Annotated in this window: 16 protein-coding genes; 9 read left to right on the forward strand and 7 right to left on the reverse strand. The window is 66.7% G+C overall.

Annotation, left to right across the window (positions count from 1 at the left end):
• Window positions 1-40 precede the first annotated feature (40 nt).
• The 7 genes from FEF15_RS01225 to FEF15_RS01255 all read left to right on the forward strand — a co-directional run bounded on the left by FEF15_RS01225 (window position 41) and on the right by FEF15_RS01255 (window position 6,234).
• Window positions 41-1,444 carry an FAD-binding oxidoreductase gene (locus FEF15_RS01225; protein WP_163557257.1) on the forward strand — a complete coding sequence of 468 codons (1,404 nt, stop codon included), beginning with the start codon at window positions 41-43 and terminating at the stop codon, window positions 1,442-1,444.
• Window positions 1,441-1,887 (forward strand): GNAT family N-acetyltransferase, encoded by a 447-nt coding sequence (locus FEF15_RS01230; protein WP_163557258.1) that lies wholly within the window; start codon window positions 1,441-1,443, stop codon window positions 1,885-1,887. The genes FEF15_RS01225 and FEF15_RS01230 overlap by 4 nt, the downstream gene beginning before the upstream one ends.
• Window positions 1,888-1,952: 65 nt before the next feature.
• Window positions 1,953-3,056 carry an aminotransferase class I/II-fold pyridoxal phosphate-dependent enzyme gene (locus FEF15_RS01235; RefSeq protein WP_163557259.1) on the forward strand — a complete coding sequence of 368 codons (1,104 nt, stop codon included), beginning with the start codon at window positions 1,953-1,955 and terminating at the stop codon, window positions 3,054-3,056.
• Between the two features lie 97 nt (window positions 3,057-3,153).
• A complete protein-coding gene (locus tag FEF15_RS01240; RefSeq protein WP_163557260.1) occupies window positions 3,154-4,149 on the forward strand; it encodes a TRAP transporter substrate-binding protein in 996 nt (331 codons plus the stop codon).
• A gap of 12 nt (window positions 4,150-4,161) precedes the next feature.
• On the forward strand, window positions 4,162-4,695 hold the full coding sequence (locus tag FEF15_RS01245) for a TRAP transporter small permease (protein ID WP_163557261.1): 534 nt from the start codon (window positions 4,162-4,164) through the stop codon (window positions 4,693-4,695).
• The gene (locus FEF15_RS01250; protein WP_163557262.1) at window positions 4,692-5,951 is read left to right on the forward strand and encodes a TRAP transporter large permease; all 1,260 of its coding nucleotides are present in this window, start codon (window positions 4,692-4,694) and stop codon (window positions 5,949-5,951) included. Before FEF15_RS01245 ends, FEF15_RS01250 begins: the two co-directional genes overlap by 4 nt.
• Window positions 5,952-6,045: 94 nt before the next feature.
• A complete protein-coding gene (locus FEF15_RS01255; RefSeq protein ID WP_163557263.1) occupies window positions 6,046-6,234 on the forward strand; it encodes a hypothetical protein in 189 nt (62 codons plus the stop codon).
• 42 nt (window positions 6,235-6,276) lie between these two features.
• Here the strand turns inward: FEF15_RS01255 and FEF15_RS01260 are convergent, their stop codons facing one another.
• From FEF15_RS01260 to FEF15_RS01285, 6 genes are all read right to left on the reverse strand, one after another.
• Window positions 6,277-6,594, reverse strand: a complete 318-nt coding sequence (locus FEF15_RS01260; protein ID WP_163557264.1) for a cytochrome C oxidase subunit IV family protein — start codon at window positions 6,592-6,594, stop codon at window positions 6,277-6,279.
• 25 nt (window positions 6,595-6,619) lie between these two features.
• Window positions 6,620-7,372, reverse strand: coding sequence for a heme-copper oxidase subunit III family protein (locus tag FEF15_RS01265; RefSeq protein WP_240454032.1), 753 nt, complete (start codon window positions 7,370-7,372; stop codon window positions 6,620-6,622).
• 13 nt (window positions 7,373-7,385) lie between these two features.
• Window positions 7,386-8,081 (reverse strand): cytochrome oxidase subunit III, encoded by a 696-nt coding sequence (locus FEF15_RS01270; RefSeq protein WP_163557265.1) that lies wholly within the window; start codon window positions 8,079-8,081, stop codon window positions 7,386-7,388.
• A complete protein-coding gene (locus tag FEF15_RS01275; RefSeq protein WP_163557266.1) occupies window positions 8,078-9,844 on the reverse strand; it encodes a cbb3-type cytochrome c oxidase subunit I in 1,767 nt (588 codons plus the stop codon). Before FEF15_RS01275 ends, FEF15_RS01270 begins: the two co-directional genes overlap by 4 nt.
• Window positions 9,845-9,847: 3 nt before the next feature.
• A complete protein-coding gene (locus FEF15_RS01280) occupies window positions 9,848-11,248 on the reverse strand; it encodes a c-type cytochrome (protein ID WP_163557267.1) in 1,401 nt (466 codons plus the stop codon).
• Window positions 11,249-11,516: 268 nt separating this feature from the next.
• The gene (locus tag FEF15_RS01285; RefSeq protein WP_163557268.1) at window positions 11,517-12,116 is read right to left on the reverse strand and encodes a DUF938 domain-containing protein; all 600 of its coding nucleotides are present in this window, start codon (window positions 12,114-12,116) and stop codon (window positions 11,517-11,519) included.
• Between the two features lie 162 nt (window positions 12,117-12,278).
• On the opposite strand from FEF15_RS01285, the gene FEF15_RS01290 reads away from it, so the two are divergent.
• Both FEF15_RS01290 and FEF15_RS01295 read left to right on the forward strand, forming a co-directional pair.
• On the forward strand, window positions 12,279-13,625 hold the full coding sequence (locus FEF15_RS01290; RefSeq protein WP_163557269.1) for a Na+/H+ antiporter family protein: 1,347 nt from the start codon (window positions 12,279-12,281) through the stop codon (window positions 13,623-13,625).
• 177 nt (window positions 13,626-13,802) lie between these two features.
• Window positions 13,803-16,574 carry an HAD-IC family P-type ATPase gene (locus FEF15_RS01295; protein ID WP_163557270.1) on the forward strand — a complete coding sequence of 924 codons (2,772 nt, stop codon included), beginning with the start codon at window positions 13,803-13,805 and terminating at the stop codon, window positions 16,572-16,574.
• A gap of 15 nt (window positions 16,575-16,589) precedes the next feature.
• Here FEF15_RS01295 and hrpB read toward each other — a convergent pair whose 3' ends face one another.
• The gene (hrpB, locus tag FEF15_RS01300) at window positions 16,590-19,019 is read right to left on the reverse strand and encodes an ATP-dependent helicase HrpB (protein ID WP_346427852.1); all 2,430 of its coding nucleotides are present in this window, start codon (window positions 19,017-19,019) and stop codon (window positions 16,590-16,592) included.
• Window positions 19,020-19,027 lie beyond the last annotated feature (8 nt).

Below are 19,027 nucleotides of genomic sequence, written 5' to 3' on the forward strand. Positions count from 1 at the left end.
TGCCTGATGCCTGATGCCTGATTTCCAGCAAGGAGACCGAATGGACGCCCTTCTCCACAACATTGCTGCCGTCGTCGGCCCCGGCAACGTGCTCACCGGTGACGACGTGGCCGCCCGCCAGGTCGACTGGCTCAGCGGCGAGCGCTGCCGCGCCGGGGCGATCGTGCGCCCGGGCGATACCGACGAAGTAGCGGCGGTGATGCGCCTGTGCCATGCCGCCCGCCAGCCGGTGGTCACCCACGGCGGGCTCACCGGACTGGTTCACGGCGGCGAGGCGAGCCCCGAGGAGCTGGCGATCTCGCTGGAGCGCCTGACCGCCATCGAGGCCCTCGACCCCATCGGCGGCACCATGACCGTGCAGGCCGGCGTGCCCCTGCAACGCGTGCAGGAAGCGGCCGAGGCGGAGGGGCTGCAGTTTCCCCTCGACCTGGGAGCCCGCGGCTCCTGCACCATCGGCGGCAACATCGCCACCAACGCCGGCGGCGTGCGCGTGATCCGCTACGGCATGATGCGCCAGCAGGTGCTCGGCCTCGAAGCGGTACTGGCTGACGGCAGCGTGGTCAGCTCGCTCAACCGCATGCTCAAGAACAACGCCGGCTACGATCTCAAGCAGCTGTTCATCGGCAGCGAAGGAACGCTGGGCATCATCACCCGCGCCGTGCTCAAGCTGCAGCCACGCCTGCCCAGCGAGCAGACCGCCCTGGTAGCCTGCCCCGATTTCGACGCCCTCACCGGCCTGCTGCGCCATCTCGGCCACCACCTGGGCGGTGCCCTGGGCACCTTCGAGGTGATGTGGAAGAACCACTATCGGCTGCTCACCGAGGAGAGCGGCCGCCATACGCCACCGCTCGCCCTTGGCGCCCCCTACTACGTGCTGGTGGAATCCCTCGGCCTGGATGACGCCCGCAACGCGGCCCAGCTTGGCGAGGCGCTGGAGACGGCCCTTGCCGCGCAACTGATCAGCGATGCGGTCGTGGCGCATTCGGCCACCCAGCGCGACGCCCTCTGGGCCATTCGCGAGGACATCGAGGGGCTGATCCAGGCGCTCTCTCCGCTCTTCACCTTCGACATCAGCCTGCCCATCCCCGAGATGGCGGCCTACGTGGAAGGGCTCGAGGCCGCCCTGTCCCACGCCTGGCCGGCGGGGCGCCTGGTGGTGTTCGGCCATCTCGGCGACGGTAACCTGCACGTCTCGGTGAGCGTCGGCAGCGCCGGCGCCGAGGCTCGGCGCAGCGTGGAGCGGCTAGTCTATGCCCCGCTCGCCCGGCTCGGCGGCTCCGTCTCCGCCGAGCACGGCATCGGCCTCGAGAAGCGCGGCTACCTGTCACTGTCGCGCACACCCGAGGAAATCGCGCTGATGCGCACCCTCAAGCAGGCGCTCGACCCCTACCACCTGCTCAATCGCCACAAGGTGCTGCCCCCAGCCCCGGAGGAGAGCCCATGAGCGTCACTCTCACCACCCCCACGGCGGCCGACCGCTCCCACTGGGAGCGCCTCTTCCGCAGCTATGCCGACTACTATGGCCTGCCCGCGTCCCAGGCCACTCTCGACACCGTCTGGCAGTGGATCCACGACCCGGCGGAGCCCTTCCACTGCCGGCTGGCGCTCACCCCCGCCGGCGAGGCCGTGGGACTGATGCACTTTCGCGCCATGCCCTCCCCGCTACGCGGCACCTATGTGGGCTTTCTCGACGACCTCTTCGTCGACCCGGCCCACCGCGGCAGTGGCGCCGTGGACACCATGCTCGAGGGCCTCATGGCCGAGGCGCGCCACCTGGGCTGGCCCTTCGTGCGCTGGATCACCCGCGAGCAGAACTATCGGGCGCGTGCCGTCTACGACCGCTGGGCGACCCACACGGACTGGCAGACCTACCAGTTGGCAACCTGAATGCCTTTGCTGGCCCGGGGCAACCGGTCCAGCATAAAACCACCCAACCATACCGGGAGATTGCCATGCCCCGCTTTCCCGACCACCTGAGCGGTCAGGGCCCCAGCAACCCCTTTCCTGGCATCAAGGTGCTGGAGCGCCGCATCGGCCGGACGATTCCCCACCGCCTGGGCTCCAACGAGGGGCTCGACATGCCTCACCGCGCCCTGCGCGAGCGCTTCGGCGACGCCATGGCCGAACACGCCTACTGCTACGGCGACGCCGAAGCGCTCGGCGTACGGCAACGCCTCTGTGCGTTGCACGGCTTTCCCCTGGAGGCGACCCTGGTGGACGCCGGCGCCGACAGCCTGATCGCGCTGGCCCTGCGCACCACCTGCACCCCCGACTGCACGGTGGTCAGCGCCGCCGGCACCTACCCCACCTTCGGCTACTTCGCCGAGGGCCAGGGCTGCCGTTTGCTCGAACGGCCCTATGCCGAACACCCCGGGCTGCTCGCCCCCGATCTCGACGCCCTGCTCGAGACGGCCCATGAGCATCAGGCGCGACTGGTCTACCTGGCCAACCCCGACAACCCCAGCGGCCACCTCCACGACGACGACGCCATCCGCCAACTGCGTCGTGACCTGCCCGAGGATTGCTGGCTGTTGCTCGATGAGGCCTACCACGACTTTCGCGACGACGCCGAGTCGCCCTTCAGCCGCGAGGTGCTTCCCGGGGTGATTCGCCTGCGCACGCTCTCCAAGGCCCACGGCATGGCCGGCCTGCGCATCGGCTATGCCCTGGCCGAGCCCGACACCTTGGCGATGATGATGAAGGTGCGTATCCACTACGCCGTTTCCACCCTGACGCTGGCTGCCGCCGAGACCGTTCTCGACCACAATGACGAAGTGCGAGAACACGTGAGGGCAGTGAAAGCCCGGCGCGAAAGGCTTGCCGGCCACTTTCGCGACCTGGGTGCCGAAGTGCTACCCAGTGCCACCAACTTCATCGCCCTGCGCCTGTCCGATGCCGACCTTGCCGGGCGGCTGCACCGCGAGCTACTCGAGGCAGGCCGCCTGATCGCCCGGCCGGGGCATCCGGACCTTGGCCACATCCTGCGCATCACCGCCGTGGCCGACGCCCTGGAGCCCGGCCGCTTCGAGATTCTCGAGCGTACCCTGAGCGGGTAGTCCGACCTTGCAACAGCCAAGGCCGATTGACCGCCTCCCTCCCGTGAGGCATTCTCAACTGTCCCCAAGAGACTGAACCGACAGAGGAAAAACCATAATGAACGGTTTTGCACGCAGCACGCTGGCACTCGGTGTTTCCCTGGCCATGGCCACCGCCGCCAACGCATCGGAATTCGCCGACATGGAGCCCGTCACCCTGCGCCTGGCCCACGTGGTCAACAAACAGGATGGCTTCCATATCGCCGCCACCAAGTTCGAGGAACTGGTGGAAGCGCGCACCGACGGCAAGGTGGACATCGAGATCTACCCCAACGCCACCCTCGGCGACGAACGCACCCTCCTCGAGGGCATGCAGATCGGCACCGTGGAGATGGGCGTGATCACCAACGGTCCGGTGGCCAACTTCGTCGAGGAGATGGCGGTGTTCGAACTGCCCTTCCTCTTCCCCTCGCCGCAGGCGGCCTACGAGGTGCTCGACGGGCCCATCGGCCAGGAACTGCTCGACAAGCTCGGCGAGGTCAACCTCAAGGGCCTGGCCTACGCCGAGCGCGGCTTTCGCAACCTCACCAACAGCGTGCGTCCGGTCAACGCCCCCGAGGATATCGACGGCCTGCGCATCCGCGTGATGGAGAACCCCGTCTACACCGACACCTTCCGCGAGCTGGGTGCCAACGCCGTGCCCATGGCCTGGACCGAGGCGCTCACCGCCATGCAGCAGGGCACCATCGACGGCCAGGAGAACCCGGTCAACGTCATCCACTCCTTCAAGCTCTACGAGACCCAGAACCACATGACCCTGTCGCGGCATACCTACGCCCCGGCGATCTTCGTCATGGGCATGCCGGTATGGAACGAGCTGCCCCAAGCCGCACAGGCAGTGATCGAAGAGGCCGCCCAGGAAGCCGCCGAGCATGAGCGCCGGGTCAACGCCGAGATGGAGGCCGAGCAGCTGGCCGATCTGCGCGAGGCCGGCATGGCCATCGTCGAGGAACCCGACATCGCGGCCTTCCAGTCCGCCGTGGACCCGGTCTACGAGCAGTATGGCGACCAGTTCGGCGACTACCTGTCGCGCATCCGCGAGGCCATGCAGTAAGTGACAGGCCCGATGCACAAGCTGCTGGGCCTGCTCGAACGCCTCGAGCGCGCCATCGACGCCGTCATTCAGCCCGCGGTCTTCGCGGGCATGGCGGCGTTGATCGCCGTGATCACCCTGCAGATCGTCTCGCGCGTCTTCTTCACTGCCGTGGGCTGGACCGAGGAAGTCGCCCGTTTCCTGCTGGTGTGGATCACCTTTCTCGGCGCCACCCTGGCCTTCCAGCGCGGCCGGCACATCGCCGTGACTTTCGTCGTCGAGGCGCTGCCGAGCCGGCTCCGCCACTTCGCCCAGCTTTTGGCCATCCTAGCGGGGCTCGCCTTCCTGATCGCGCTCACCGTGGTCGGGCAGCGCTACATGCTGGCTCAGAGCTTCCAGAAATCCGCCTCGTTGCGACTGTCCATGACCTGGGTATACGCCGTGATCCCGATCAGTGCGGCGCTGATGAGCGGCTATGCCGTGGTGGACCTGGTGCGCCTGCTGGTCCGCGGTCCCGATGACGGCAAGGCTTCGGATCGCGGTGACAGCGAGGAACTCCCCCCATGACCGCCCTGCTGTTTCTGCTGTTCATCGCCCTGATGCTGCTGGGCGTGCCCATCGCCCTGGCCATCGGTGCCAGCACTCTGGTGGCGCTCAACGCCCAGGGCGTACCGCTGATGGTCGTCACCCAGCAGATGTTCCAGGGCATCAACTCCTTCGCCCTGGTGGCGGTACCGATGTTCATCCTCGCCGGGGACCTGATGGCCCAGGGGAAGGTCAGCGAGCGCCTGGTGAACTTCGCCGATGCACTGTTCGGCTTCCTCAAGGGCGGGCTCTCCATCGTCTCGGTACTCGCCGGGATGTTTTTCGCCGCCATCTCCGGGTCCGGCGCGGCCACCACGGCCGCGGTGGGCTCCACCCTGGTACCGGAACTACGCAAGAAGGGCTACGAGCCGGCGAGCGCCGCCAGCCTGATCGCCGCCAGCGGCACCATCGGCGTGGTGATCCCGCCCTCGGTACCGATGATCATCTACGCGGTGATCGCCCAGCAATCGGTGTCGCGGCTCTTCCTCAACGGCATCATTCCCGGCATCTTGATGGGCATCGGCCTCGCCGCCATCGCCATCGTCCAGGCCTATCGTCGCCAGTACCCGCGGGGCAGCGCACTCTCGGCAGCCACGATCTGGCAAACCTTCAAGGGCGCGAGCTGGGGCCTGATGACACCGGTGATCATTCTCGGCGGCATCTTCTCCGGCGTGTTCACGCCTAGCGAGGCGGCGGTCGTGGCGGTCAACTATGCCCTGCTGGTGTCGCTGTTCGTCTACCGCGACCTGAGCCTCGGCGACGTCTATCGTATCCTGATCCGCTCGGCGATCACCACGGCGGTGATCATGTTCGTGATCGCCACCTCGGCAGTCCTCAGTTGGACACTCTCGAGCTGGCAGGTACCAGGCAGCCTCGCCCAGTGGGTGCTGTCGCTCTCCACCAATCCGCTGGTCATCATGCTGCTGGTGGTAGCTGTCATCCTGCTCACGGGGGTGTTCATCGAGACGGCCAGCGCGCTGATCATCCTCACTCCGGTGCTGCTCCCGCTGGTCACTCAGTTGGGCATCGATCCCATCCATTTCGGCATCATCATCGTGGTGGGTCTGGCCATCGGCATGATCACCCCGCCGGTGGCGATCAACCTCTACGTCGCCTCGTCGGTGACGCAGCTGCCGCTGGAACGCATCACCCGCGCCATCCTGCCCTACCTGCTGGGCCTGGTGAGCGTGCTGCTGCTGGTGGTCTACGTGCCGATCCTGCTGGGCCTGTCGGGATGAGCCGCGCGAGGCTTGTTCGCCACCCTGCCGCCGCGCGATGATGGCAAGGCATGCCGCCCCGGGCGGTTCCCTCATCCAAAAGGAAGGACGCCTCATGCACCGACTGATGACCGTGGCTGCCGTGACGCTCGCCCTGCTCGCCGGCTGCACCACCTACACCTGGGAAGATGGCCGCCGCGAGACGGTATGGGGGGTACCGGCTGAGGAGGAAGTCAAGCGCCACGAAGACGATCGCCAGGGCGACCCTGTCGAGTACCGGGTACCCGGCGAGATTCCCGAGTGACGCCCCGCCACTGGCAGACGGGCGAGCCTCTGGGCGCCGGGCTTACTGGAAGAACAGCTCCAGGCGGCTCGACAACACGTACTCCCCCTCGATCGCCATCAGCAGCATCAGGAACAGCAGCGCGCCGGGCGGTACCAAAACCGCCAGGACGATCGCCAGCCGCTCCCACACCATGTGCATGAAGACCGCCATGATCAGGCCCGCCTTCAGCAACATGAAGAGGGTGATCAAGAACCACTTCAGGTAGCCCTCGAAGCCGACGTAATCCACCAGGTAGGACAGGACGCTGAGCACGAACAGCAGGAGCCACACCCATAGATAGGTGCTGAGTGGATGCTGCTGTCCCTCTTCGTGTGCCATGTCACCCTCCCGGCGCTGCACGCGCCTACCAGAGATAGAAGAACGCGAAGATGAAGACCCACACCAGGTCGACGAAGTGCCAGTACAGGCCCAGCGACTCGACCATCTCGTAGTTGCCCTTGCGCCCGGTCAGAAAGCCTGGGCGCTCCTTGTCCAGCGAGCCCCGCGCCACCTTTACCGTCATGATGATCAGAAAGAGCACGCCGAAGGAGACGTGGGCACCGTGGAAACCGGTGATCATGAAAAAGGTGGCCCCGAACTGCGCCGCGCCCCAGGGGTTGGCCCAGGGTCTGACCCCATCTTCGATGAGCTTGGTCCACTCGAAGGCCTGCATCCCGACAAAGGAGGCCCCGAGCAGCGAGGTCAACAGCAGCAGCAGCGTCGTGGCCAGGCGGTTCCGCTCATAACCATATTTCACGGCCAGCGCCATGGTGCCGCTGCTGCTGATGAGCACGAAGGTCATGATGGCGATCAGCAATAGCGGTACGTACTCACCCCCTACCTGCAGTGCGAAGACTTCGGCGGCATTCGGCCAGGGCTCGGTCGAGGTGATCCGCACCGTCATGTAGGCGATCAGAAAGCAGCCGAAAATGAAGATGTCGCTGAGGATGAAGGCCCACATCATGGCCTTGCCCCACGGCACCTGCTTGAAGACCCGCTGGTCCGAGCTCCAGTCGGCCATCATTCGCTTGATGCTCGCCTCCGGGGAGCGAGCGGCCAGAGTATCCCCTGTCATGGTGCCCTCATCGGACCAGTGGGTCGTGTCTTGGCGAGTCATGGCCAACACCTCCCTAGCGACACAATGCATAAAGCGGCGCCGCGCCGACGAACAACACGCCGAACAGCACCAGCCAGACCACGTACAGGAAGTGCCAGTACAGGGTGCACAGACCGGTCCACTCGACCAGCTGCGCCAGCGAGGTCCGGCGAGCCACACGCTGCAAACAGAGAGCCACCACCCCAAGGCCGCCGATCAGGTGCAGGGCATGCAGCACGGACATGATCACGAAAAAGGCGCTGGCGGGGTGGGTATCGAGGTAATAGCCCGCGGCAAGCAGCTCGCGCCATACCAGATACTGGCCCACCAGGAAGGCCAGTGTGCACAGTGCCCCCACGGCCAATCCGCCCTGCAGTCTGCCGCGATGTTCGCGACGCGCCCCCTCCCAGGCAGACTGCAGGGCCAGACTGCCAATCAGCAGGATGCCGGTGTTGACCCACAGCAGGTTGGGTTGCGGCAACAGCTCCCACTGCGGCGCCTCGGCCATGCGCATCAGGTAGGCACTGATCATCAGGGCAAACAGCGAGGTTACCACCGCCATGAACACCACCAGCCCCAGGCGCGGCGCCGTGAACCGGCGCGACACCGTAAGTGCCGGCAGCTGCCCTGCCGACTCCGCCACCCAGGGCTGGACGAAGAGGGACTGGCGAAACAGCCAGAAGCCGAAGCCCATCATCAAGAGGGCCAGGAAGACCAGTGAAACCGTCATGAGTCACGCTCCACCGCCTGGGGCGGAACATTCTGCGGGATGAAATCCGCCTTCACCCCCGGCACGCAATAGTCGTAAGGCCAGCGGTAGACCACCGGCAATTCCTTGCCGAAGTTGCCATGGGGCGGCGGGGTCTCCGCGGTCTGCCACTCCAGGGTGGTGGCGTGCCAGGGGTTGTCACCCGCTTCCCGTCCCCGGTAATAGCTCCACACGATATTGAACAGGAACAGCAGCTGGGCCAAGGCGACGACGATCGCGGCAATGGTGATAAAGGCGTTGAGCGACTGCACCGAGTCGGAGATGAAGGTGGTCTCGCCGTAGGCGTAGTAGCGCCGGGGCACACCTTCGAGGCCGATGAAGTGCATGGGATAGTAGATGAGGTATGTGCCCAGGAAAGTGACCCAGAAATGGATCTGGCCCAGCGGTACGTTGAGCATCCGCCCGGTAATCTTGGGATACCAGTGGTAGATCGCCCCGAAGATCACCAGGATCGGTGCCACCGCCATGACCATGTGGAAATGGCCGACCACGAAATAGGTATCCGAGAGGGGCACGTCCACCGTGACGTTGCCCAGGAAAAGCCCGCTAAGCCCGCCGTTGAGGAAGGTGAACAGAAAGCCGATGGCGAACAGCATGGGCAGCGTGAAGCGGATATTACCGCGCCACAGGGTCAGCACCCAGTTGTACACCTTGATGGCGGTAGGCACGGCGATGATCAGCGTGGTGGTGGCGAACAGGAAGCCGAAGTAGGGGTTCATGCCGCTGACGAACATGTGATGGGCCCAGACCACGAAACTCAGCACGCCGATGAGGATCAGTGCCCAGACCATCATCCGGTAGCCGAAGATGTTCTTGCGCGCATGAGTGGCGATCAGATCGGAGACGATGCCGAAGGCGGGCAGCGCCACGATATACACCTCCGGATGGCCGAAGAACCAGAAGAGATGCTGGAACAGGACCGGGCTACCCCCCTCGCGCGCCACATCCTGGGTCACGCCCAGCATCTCCGGCATGAAGAAGCTCGTGCCCAGCAGCCGGTCGAAGAGCAGCATCAAACAGGCCACGAAGAGTGCGGGAAACGCCAGCAGCGCCATCACCGTGGCCATGAAGATTCCCCAGATGGTCAGCGGCAGGCGCATCAGCGTCATGCCTCGCGTGCGGGCCTGTAATACAGTGACCACGTAGTTGAGCCCGCCCATGGTGAAACCGGCGATGAACACCATCAGCGATACCAGCATGGTGATGATGCCGCCATCCACCCCCGGCGTCCCCTCGCTGATCGACTGGGGCGGGTAGAGAGTCCAGCCGGCACCGGTACTGCCGCCGGGCACGAAGAAGCCCGCCGCCAGGATCAGTACGGAGACCAGGTAGAACCAGAAACTCAGCATGTTGAGATAAGGGAACACCATGTCCCGCGTGCCGCACATCAGCGGAATCAGATAATTGCCGAAGCCGCCCAGGAAGAAGGCCGTCAACAGGTAGACCACCATGATCATACCGTGCATGCTCACCGACTGCAGGTACTCGGCGGGGTCGATCAGCGAAAAGGTATCGGGAAAGCCGAGCTGCAGCCGCATCACGATCGACAGCGCCAACGCCACCAGGCCGATGGCGGTGGCGGTCAACATGTACTGGATGGCGATGACCTTGGCATCCTGGCTCCAGATGTACTTACCGATGAACGTCTCGGCATGGACCAGCTCCATCTCGCCGGTTTCCGCCGGCGGCGCCTGGTAGCTGGCATCGTATTCCCGTTCGCCCATGGTTCACTCCTCCGTGCTCTGCCCATCGGCAGCCGCCACCGTCGAGTTCCCGTCCAAGGTGGCGATATAGGCAGTCACATCGCGTAGCGCGGCGTCGTCGACCAGGATCTGCGCCATGTCGACCATCTGGTTGCCGTAGAGATCGTCGGGATGACGCCCGCGAACGCCCTCGCGGAAGTTCTGCAGCTGGCGCACCAGGTACCAGTCGTTCATCCCGGCCAGGCGCGGTGCCTTGAACTGAGGCATCCCCTGCCCCTCGGCGCCATGACAGCTGGCACAGGTGCGATAGAGCCGGGCGCCACGCTGGGCATCACCAACGATCGTCTTGCGGGTGGGCTCGACCGGCAGGGTCTCGATAAAGGCGGCCAGGTCGCGGATGGCCTGAGCGTCGGTCAGCGAGACCGCAAAGGGTCGCATCTGCTGGCCGAACGGATCGGCTTCGCTCTCGCCACGCGCCCCGGTCCGGAAGTTGCGCAGCTGGCGCTTGAGGTAGTCGCTGTCCAGACCGGCCAGGCGCGGCGCGTTGTTCTCCAACTGCCCCTGTCCCTGGCCACCATGACAGGTGACACAGACAGCAAACTGTTCGGCACCGGCTTCGGGATCACCGGGAGATCGCCCGGCCAGTTCCGCGAAGGTGGGCTGCTCGGCGAGCCACTCGTCGAAGGTCGCCTGCTCCACCACCTCCACCTTGCCGCGCATGGCAAAGTGGGCGATACCGCACAGTTCGGCGCAGACCGCCTCGAATTCGCCGGTCTGCGTCGGGGTGAACCAGAAATAGGAGGTCTGGCCGGGAACGACATCCATCTTGGTGCGAAACGGCGCCACCTTGAAATTGTGGATGACGTCCTTGGAACGCAGGCTCATCTTGACGGGCCGATCCACGGGCAGCATCACCCGCGGGCTCTCCACCAGGACGTCATCCTGGCCACGGGGATCCTCGGGGTCGATGCCGAAGGGGTTGTCGTCGTCGACCAGCCCCGACCGGGCCGCCCCCAGCGTGCCGTCCTCACCGGGGAAGCGGAAGCTCCAGTGCCACTGCTGGCCAACCACCTCGACTTCGTGGGCATCCTCGGGCACCGAGACGAAGGAGCCCCAGACGAACAGGCCCGGCGCCAGCAAGGCCACGATGCCCACCGTGGTGACCCCGGTGAGCCAGGCTTCGAGCTTCTTGTTTTCCGGCTCATAGTAGGAGCGCCGGTCGCCCCGGTAACGAAAGCGGATCAGGGCAATGACCATGAACAGCGTCACTGCCACGAAGACAAAGCCCGTGACCCAGAAGGAGATGCTCACGGTCAGGTCGATGGCTTCCCAGTTGGAAGCGAGGGGAGTGAGGTGCCAGGGACTGAACAGGTAGAACGCCACCGAGCCCACCGCCAGTACGATCAACGCAATCGCTATCGCCATTGGCAACCACCCCTTGCACGCCCGCGCGCGCCTCGCCGATGAGTAGATCCCTGAAACGTCTTCGAACTCGCCGGGATGCCAGCCATGCGACACCGAAACGGTACCGCCTGCCTGGCTTCGGTGTGACGGCGTCGGTTCCGAAGCGTGGCCGGTGCCACCGATATCATCCTCCTCCGTCGCATTCGGTGGAGGATGATTGAGGTTTCCCTCATCTACCCGTTACATGACCTCAGCGTAGCCATTGAATTAGCAATTGGCCAACGAAACATCAACGACACCGGAGGATCACGCTGAGATTGTTGGCCGGCATGGCCACCACCCGGTCCAGGTGGAAGCCATGGCACTCGCCCTCGGCCACCACCGCTTCCAGGTCGCGCACCCCCCAGTGTGGATCCCGCGCCCGCAGATCGGCATCGAAGGCAGCATTGCTGAGCGCCGTGTGCTCGCCACCGCGGCGATAGGGCCCGTACAGGTAGAGCACCCCGCCCGGCACGAGACGCTCGGCGGCTCCGGCAACCAGTGCCTCGGTGACCCGCCACGGGGAGATATGGATCAGGTTGATGGCGACGACGGCGTCAACCTCTCGTGCCGGCCACGCCCCGGTCACGTCAAGCAGGATGGGCTCGAGCAGGTTGGGCAGGGCCTCGTGTCGACGCCAGGCGGCGATGGACGCCAGCGCGCCCGGCTCGACATCCGTGGGCTGCCACTCCCACCCGGGCATGGCGGCGGCACAGTGCACGGCGTGCTCGCCGCTGCCGCTGGCCACTTCCAGCACATGGGCCTGTGCCGGCAACAGCTGCCGAAGCACTTCGAGAATCGGCTGGCGATTGCGCGCGGCAGCTCCGCTCTTCAAACGCACCTCGGTCATCGCACTACTCCTCGTGGCGTGCCAGGGACCAGCATAGGGCGTCGCGCCGCCAGCGAACACCGGTCGCGTCGCTGACGAGGCACTGGCCTTGAGGTACCATGGCGCGCTTTCGAACCCTGTGTGGGGGCCCCGCCCCTTTCCACCCAACGACCAGAGTCTGCTATGAATCCCGTCGTTCTGGCCATCCTGGTGATGGTTACCTTGAGTCTTGCCCGTGTTTCCGTGGTCTTTGCCCTGATCGCTGCCAGCCTGGTCGGCGGGCTCTACGCCGGCATGTCCCTCGGCGAGATCCTCGATGCCTTCAACGAGGGGCTCGGCAACGGGGCCACCATCGCCCTCTCCTACGCCGTGCTCGGCGCCTTCGCCGTGGCGCTGGCCCGCTCGGGTGTCACCGAGCTGCTGGCCACTCGCGCCATCAACCGCCTGGGCCTCGACGACGGCGGCGAGAGCCATCGCCTGGTCGTTTATACCCTGCTCGGCGCTCTGCTGGCCGCCGCGGTCAGCTCCCAGAACCTGGTCCCGGTGCATATCGCCTTCATCCCCGTGCTGGTGCCGCCCCTGCTCAAGCTGATGAATCACCTCACCCTCGATCGCCGTGTGGTGGCCTGCGTGATCACCTTCGGCATCACCGCCCCCTACATGCTCCTGCCGGTGGGCTTCGGGTCGATCTTTCTCAACGACATCCTGCTGGCCAACCTCAACCAGAGCGGTGCCGAACTCGGCCTGGAAGTGACCCGCGGCATGGTGCCCCTGGCCATGGTGATTCCCATTGTCGGCATGCTGCTGGGCCTTGCGGTCGCGGTGCTGTGGAGCTACCGGCGACCGCGCCGCTACGAGGACCGCGACCTGGCCCATGGCGAGGAGTCCCCCGCCCAGGCCGCCCGGCACCTCGCCACCTGGCAGAAGGTCGTCCTCGGCGCGGCGCTGGTCGGCACGGTGACCGTGCAGCTGCTCTCCGGCTCCATGGTGCTCGGCGGGCTGTTCGGTTTCGCCCTGCTCTCGGTCAGCGGCGTCTTCCGCTGGCACGAACAAGACGACATCTTCACCGAGGGCATGCGCATGATGGCGCTGGTGGGCTTCATCATGATCACCGCCGCGGGCTTTGCCAGCGTCATGCAGGCCAGCGGCGAGGTCGAGAGCCTGGTGGCCTCCTCCACCGAGCTGATCGGCGATAACCGCGGCCTGGCGGCACTGATCATGCTGCTGGTGGGGCTCTTCATCACCATGGGCATCGGCTCGTCGTTCTCGACCATCCCCATCATCGCCTCCCTCTACGTGCCCCTGGCGATCAACTTCGGTTTCTCGCCCATGGCCACCATTGCCCTGGTGGGCACCGCCGCGGCGCTGGGCGATGCCGGCTCCCCGGCCTCCGACTCGACCCTCGGGCCCACCGCGGGCCTGAACGCCGATGGCCAGCATGACCATATCTGGGACAGCGTGGTGCCCACCTTCCTGCACTACAACATCCCGCTGATCGTTTTCGGCTGGATCGCAGCCATGATCCTGTAGTCCCGTCACACCACCCCGGGGTGGGCGAGTCTCTTCGCCACGCCCACCCTCACCCCGGCCACACCGGTCTCTCCATGCCTTGACGGTGATCAACGGCGATGCCTTGCCCTGGCACACTGCGCTGCAGCATAGTGGCGGATACCGCAAGCCGCTGAGCACAGTCACTGGAGACAAGGGATGCCTGAACGCCACGATTCCACCCGTACCGCCTGGCACGTCCTCTCAGGCGACGATGCCCTCGAGCGGCTGGAAAGCTGCCGGGACGGGCTCTCCGCAGCACAGGTCGCATCGCGGCTGGAGGAGTACGGCCCCAACCGATTGCAGCAAGAGCAGGCGCGACCCGCATGGAAGCGCCTGCTTGCTCAGTTCAACAATATCCTGATGTCGATCCTGCTCGTGGCCGCGGCGGCAAGCCTGGCCCTCGGCCATGCGCTGGATGCCGGCGCGATTCTCGGTGTGGTGGTGATCATCGCCTTGATCGGTTTCTTCCAGGAGGGCAAGGCCGAACAGGCGCTGGACAGCATCCGCAACATGCTCTCCCCCCGGGCCAGTGTGCTGCGCGACGGCAAGCGCCAGACTCTCGACGCCGAGGCCCTGGTGCCCGGCGACATCGTGCTGGTGGAAAGCGGCGACCGGGTGCCGGCCGACCTGCGCCTGCTCGAGACCAGGCGCCTGCGCGCCGAGGAAGCCGCCCTCACCGGGGAATCCACACCCGTCGACAAGCACAGCGAGGCGGTGGCGAGCGATACCGAGCTCGGCGACCGCGCCAGCATGGCCTATGCCGGCACCATCGTGGTCCAGGGCACCGCCAGGGGGCTGGTGGTGGAAACCGGCACGCACACCGAGATCGGCCGCATCTCGGAGATGCTGCGCAGTGTGGAGCAGCTCAAGACCCCGCTGCTGCGCCAGCTCGACCGTGCCGGTAGGGTGCTGGCGATCTGCATCCTGGGTGCCGCGGCACTCACCGCCCTGTTCGGCTACCTGGTGCACGACCAGCCGCTGGGCGACATGTTCATGGCCGCGGTGGGCCTGGCCGTGGCGGCCATCCCCGAGGGACTGCCGGCCATCGTCACCATCGGCCTGGCGCTGGGCGTCCAGGCCATGGCCGATCGCAACGCCATCATCCGCCGTCTCCCCGCCGTGGAGACGCTGGGCTCGATCTCGACGATCTTCTCCGACAAGACCGGCACCCTGACTCGTAACGAGATGACCGCCCAGGCGATCTGGCTGCCGGAAGGCGAAGTCCGCATCGACGGCGTGGGCTTCGCCCCCGAGGGCGACTTCCACCGGGTCGAGGATGACGCGCCGCTGGCCGATGCGCTCGACCTGGACGACTACCCTGCCCTGCGCCACTTCCTCAATGTGGGCGTGCTGTGCAACGACGCCGAACTGGCCCACGAGGACAACCACTGGCGCATCCATGGCGACCCCACCGAGGGCGCCCTGGTGGTGGCTGCCGCCAAGGGGGGCCTTGAGGCCCGACGGCTACGCGGCGACCACTCGCGTCAAGACGCCATCCCCTTCGAGTCCGAGCGAAAGTACATGGCCACCCTCCACCAGCTCGACGGCAACGCCTGCCTTCTGGTCAAGGGCGCCCCGGACCGCCTGCTCGAGATGTGCCGCCATGTGCGCACCGGGAACGGCGTGGAGACCCTGGCTCATCAGACCTGGGAAGCGCGCATCCATGCGCTGTCGTCACGCGGGCTGCGCGTGCTGGCCCTGGCGGAACGGGATGCCCAGGGCGTCGATGAACTGGCCGACGAGCACGTCGAGGACGGCCTGGTGTTGCTGGGCCTGGTGGGCCTGCTCGACCCGCCCCGCGAGGAGGCCATCGAAGCGGTCAAGCAGTGCCTGGCCGCCGGTATACGGCCGGTGATGGTGACCGGTGACCATGCCGTGACGGCGCGCGCCATCGCCCAACAGCTCGGCTTCGCGAACACCGAACGCGCCCTCACCGGCCGCGAGATCGAAGCGATGAGCGATGCCGAACTGGAGGCCTGCATTCTCGAGGTGGACGTCTTCGCCCGCGCCGCGCCGGAACACAAGCTGCGACTGGTCACGGCCATGCAGGCCAAGGGTGGCATCTGCGCCATGACCGGTGACGGCGTCAACGATGGACCCGCGCTCAAACGCGCCGATGTCGGCGTGGCGATGGGCATTCAGGGCACCGAGGCCGCCAAGGAGGCTGCCGAGATGGTGCTCGCCGACGACAACTTCGCCACCATCGTCGGCGCCGTCGAGGAAGGCCGTAAGGTTTACGACAACATCCGCAAGACCATCACCTTCATCCTGCCTACCAACGGTGGCCAGGGGCTCGCCATCATGCTCGCCGTGCTCGGCGGTTTCCTGCTGCCGGTCACCCCGCTGCAGGCGCTATGGGTGAACATGGTCGTGGCGGTGACGCTGGGCCTGGCGCTGGCCTTCGAGAAGGCCGAGACTGACATCATGCAGCGCCGCCCCCGCGACCCCGAGGCCGCCCTGCTCGACCTCTTCCTGCTGTGGCGGGTGGTCTTTGTCTCGGTGCTGCTGCTCGCCGGTGTCTTCGGTCTCTTCACCTGGATCCTTGTCTACCAGCAGGGCAGCGAAGCGCTCGCCCGTGCCGGCGCGGTAAACATGCTGGTGACGGGCAGCGCCGCCTATCTGATCAACAGCCGCTTTCTGCTCAACAGCGCGCTCTCGCTTGACGGCCTGTTCGGCAGCCGACCGGTGTGGATCGCCATCGGCCTGGTGATGGCCCTGCAGCTCGGCTGGACCTACCTGCCTTTCATGCAGCTCATCTTCGGCAGCGCCGCTCTGGGCCTCGACCACTGGCTGGTGATCCTGGCCGGCAGCGTGGCGATTTTCCTGATCGTGGAGCTGGAAAAGCGAGTGCTGCGGGGGCGCGCTCCTGCCAGAGGCAGAGCGGCCGTGCCGCGCGGTGCCGATGGCGAGCACGTCAGGACCGGCTGATGACCAGCCGCCGCCCTATCTCCGCCGCTTCGTCCGTGCGGTGGCCTCGGCAGTGAGCGGATCCTCGGGCCAGGGGTGCTTGGGATAGCGGCCGCGCATCTCCTTGCGCACTTCCGGGTAGCCGCCCATCCAGAAGCTCTCCAGGTCGGCCGTGACCTGCAGCGGCCGGCGCGCCGGCGAGAGCAGGTGCAGCAGCACCGCCACCCGGCCGCCGGCCACGCGCGGCGAGACGCGCCAGCCGAACACCTCCTGCAGCTTGACGGCCAGCACCGGCTCGCCCCCTTCCAGGCAGGGTGAGTAGTCGAGACGCAGACGTGAACCGCTGGGCACGGCGAGACGCTCGGGGGCCAGCTCGTCGAGCCGGGAGCGCAGCGACCAGTCCAGGGAGTCAGCGAGAACCTGCCCCAACGGCAGCCGGTCGACGGCCTCGAGCCGGGTGCTGCCCTCCAGGTAGGGGCTCAGCCAGTCATCGAGCTGCTCGAGTAGCGCGGACTGGGACCAGTCCGGCCAGGCGTCGCCGAACTCGCGGCGCAGCATCGCCACCCTGCCGCGAAGCTGTAGGGCCGCCTCGTCGAAAGAGAGGGTTTCACGACGCCGCAGGGCCTCGATCAGCGCCTCACGCACCGCCTCTGCCGGCAACCGGGCCAGCGGCCGTCGCGCCAGCACCACAGCACCCAGACCGCGGACCTCCTCCCCGATGAGCCGTCCCTGGGACTCCGACCACTGGATACTCGCTCGCCACTCGCAGCTCTCGAGATAGAGCGCTTCAAGGCGCTCGGCCAAGAGCATCACACCACGATAGATTCGCGCCCCGCTGGCCTGGCCGTCGAGCTCAACGGCGACCAGCAGCTCGGCATGGGCCAGAGGGTGGTGTTCCGGCAGCGTCGCCAACCCGCCGCTCACCAATCGAAAGCGGCCGGGTTCGATAAGCTGTGCAATGCGCTCCGGATAGGCCAGCGCCAGCAGCTCACCCAGCGGCGCCAGGCTTGCCACTTCCAGCTGGCAGCCTGCAAGGCGGGCCAGACGCCGGGCATCACGCTGCCACTGGCGATAGTCGCGCGGCGATGCCAGCCGCGCGTGAAGCGAGGCTTCCAGATCGCGCTCTTCGTCGAGATCACGCCCTTCCAGCAGGGCGACCAGCGCGCAAGCCAGCGGACGCGCATCGAACTCGACCGCCCGCTCGAGCATCACGGCCAGACGCGGATGGGTGGGCCAGCGGGTGCAGGCACGCCCTAGCTCGGTCAGGCGGCAGGCCGCGTCCAGCGCACCCAGACGGATCAGCAGATCACGACCCGCGGAAAGAGGCGCGGACGGCGGCGAAGTCACCCAATCGAGCTGCCCGGGATCACTGATCCCCCAGCGCGCCAGCTCGAAGGCCAGCGGTGCCAGGTCGGCCTGACGAATCTCGGGCTCGCCGTGGGGCACGAGCGGCTGCTCCTCCGCCCACAGTCTCACGCAGAGCCCCGGACCCTGGCGGCCGGCGCGGCCACGCCGCTGGTCGGCGCTGGCGCGGTTGACCCGTCGCGTTTCCAGACGCGTGAGCCCGGTGCGTGGCTGAAAGACCGGCACCCGCTCCTGACCGCCGTCGACGACGAGGCGTACCCCGTCGACGGTGACGCTCGACTCGGCAATGGCGGTGGCCAGTACCACCCGGCGCTGCCCAGCCGGCTCCGGACGCAGCGCCTGGCGCTGTCGCTCGAGCGGCAATCGGCCATGCAGCTCGCGGATCGCCAGGTCGGGCCTCCGCTGGGTCAGTTCCCGCGCCAGTCGGTGGATCTCGGCGACGCCGGGTAGGATCACCAGAGCGTCGCCCGCCTGCGCCTCGAGCGCCGCCAGTACGGCACGAGCCTGCTGGGGTGCGACGGGTTCCCGGCTGTTCAACGGCCAGTGACGGGTCGCGACGGGAAAGCTGCGTCCGGGGCAATCGATCACAGGGGTATTGGCGCCCAGCACACCGAGCAGCGCATCGATCTCCAGAGTCGCCGACATGACAAGCAGGCGGAGGTCGTCGCGCACCGACTGGGCATCGAGCGCCAGGGCCAGACCCAGGTCGGCCTCCAGGCTGCGCTCGTGGAACTCGTCGAAGATAACCCCAGCCACGCCCTCGAGCAGCGGGTCCTCCTGCAGCATTCGCGTCAGCACACCTTGGGTGACCACCTCGAGGCGAGTATCGAGCCCGACGCGACTTTCACCACGCATCCGGTAGCCGACGGTCTCCCCGACCGCCTCCCCCAGGCTTTCCGCCATGAAGCCGGCGGCCAGGCGAGCGGCGACACGACGGGGCTCGAGCAGCAGCAGCTTGCCGCCGCGGCACCAGGGCTCATCGAGCAGCGCCAGCGGCACACGGGTGGTCTTGCCGGCCCCGGGTTCGGCGACCAGCAGCGCGCGGGACTGCGCGGCCAGCACCTCACGGATGGCGGACAAACGGGAATCGATGGGAAGCACTTTCAAAC

Source organism: Halomonas sp. NO4 (assembly GCF_010994375.1).
In the GTDB taxonomy this organism is placed as follows: domain Bacteria; phylum Pseudomonadota; class Gammaproteobacteria; order Pseudomonadales; family Halomonadaceae; genus Halomonas.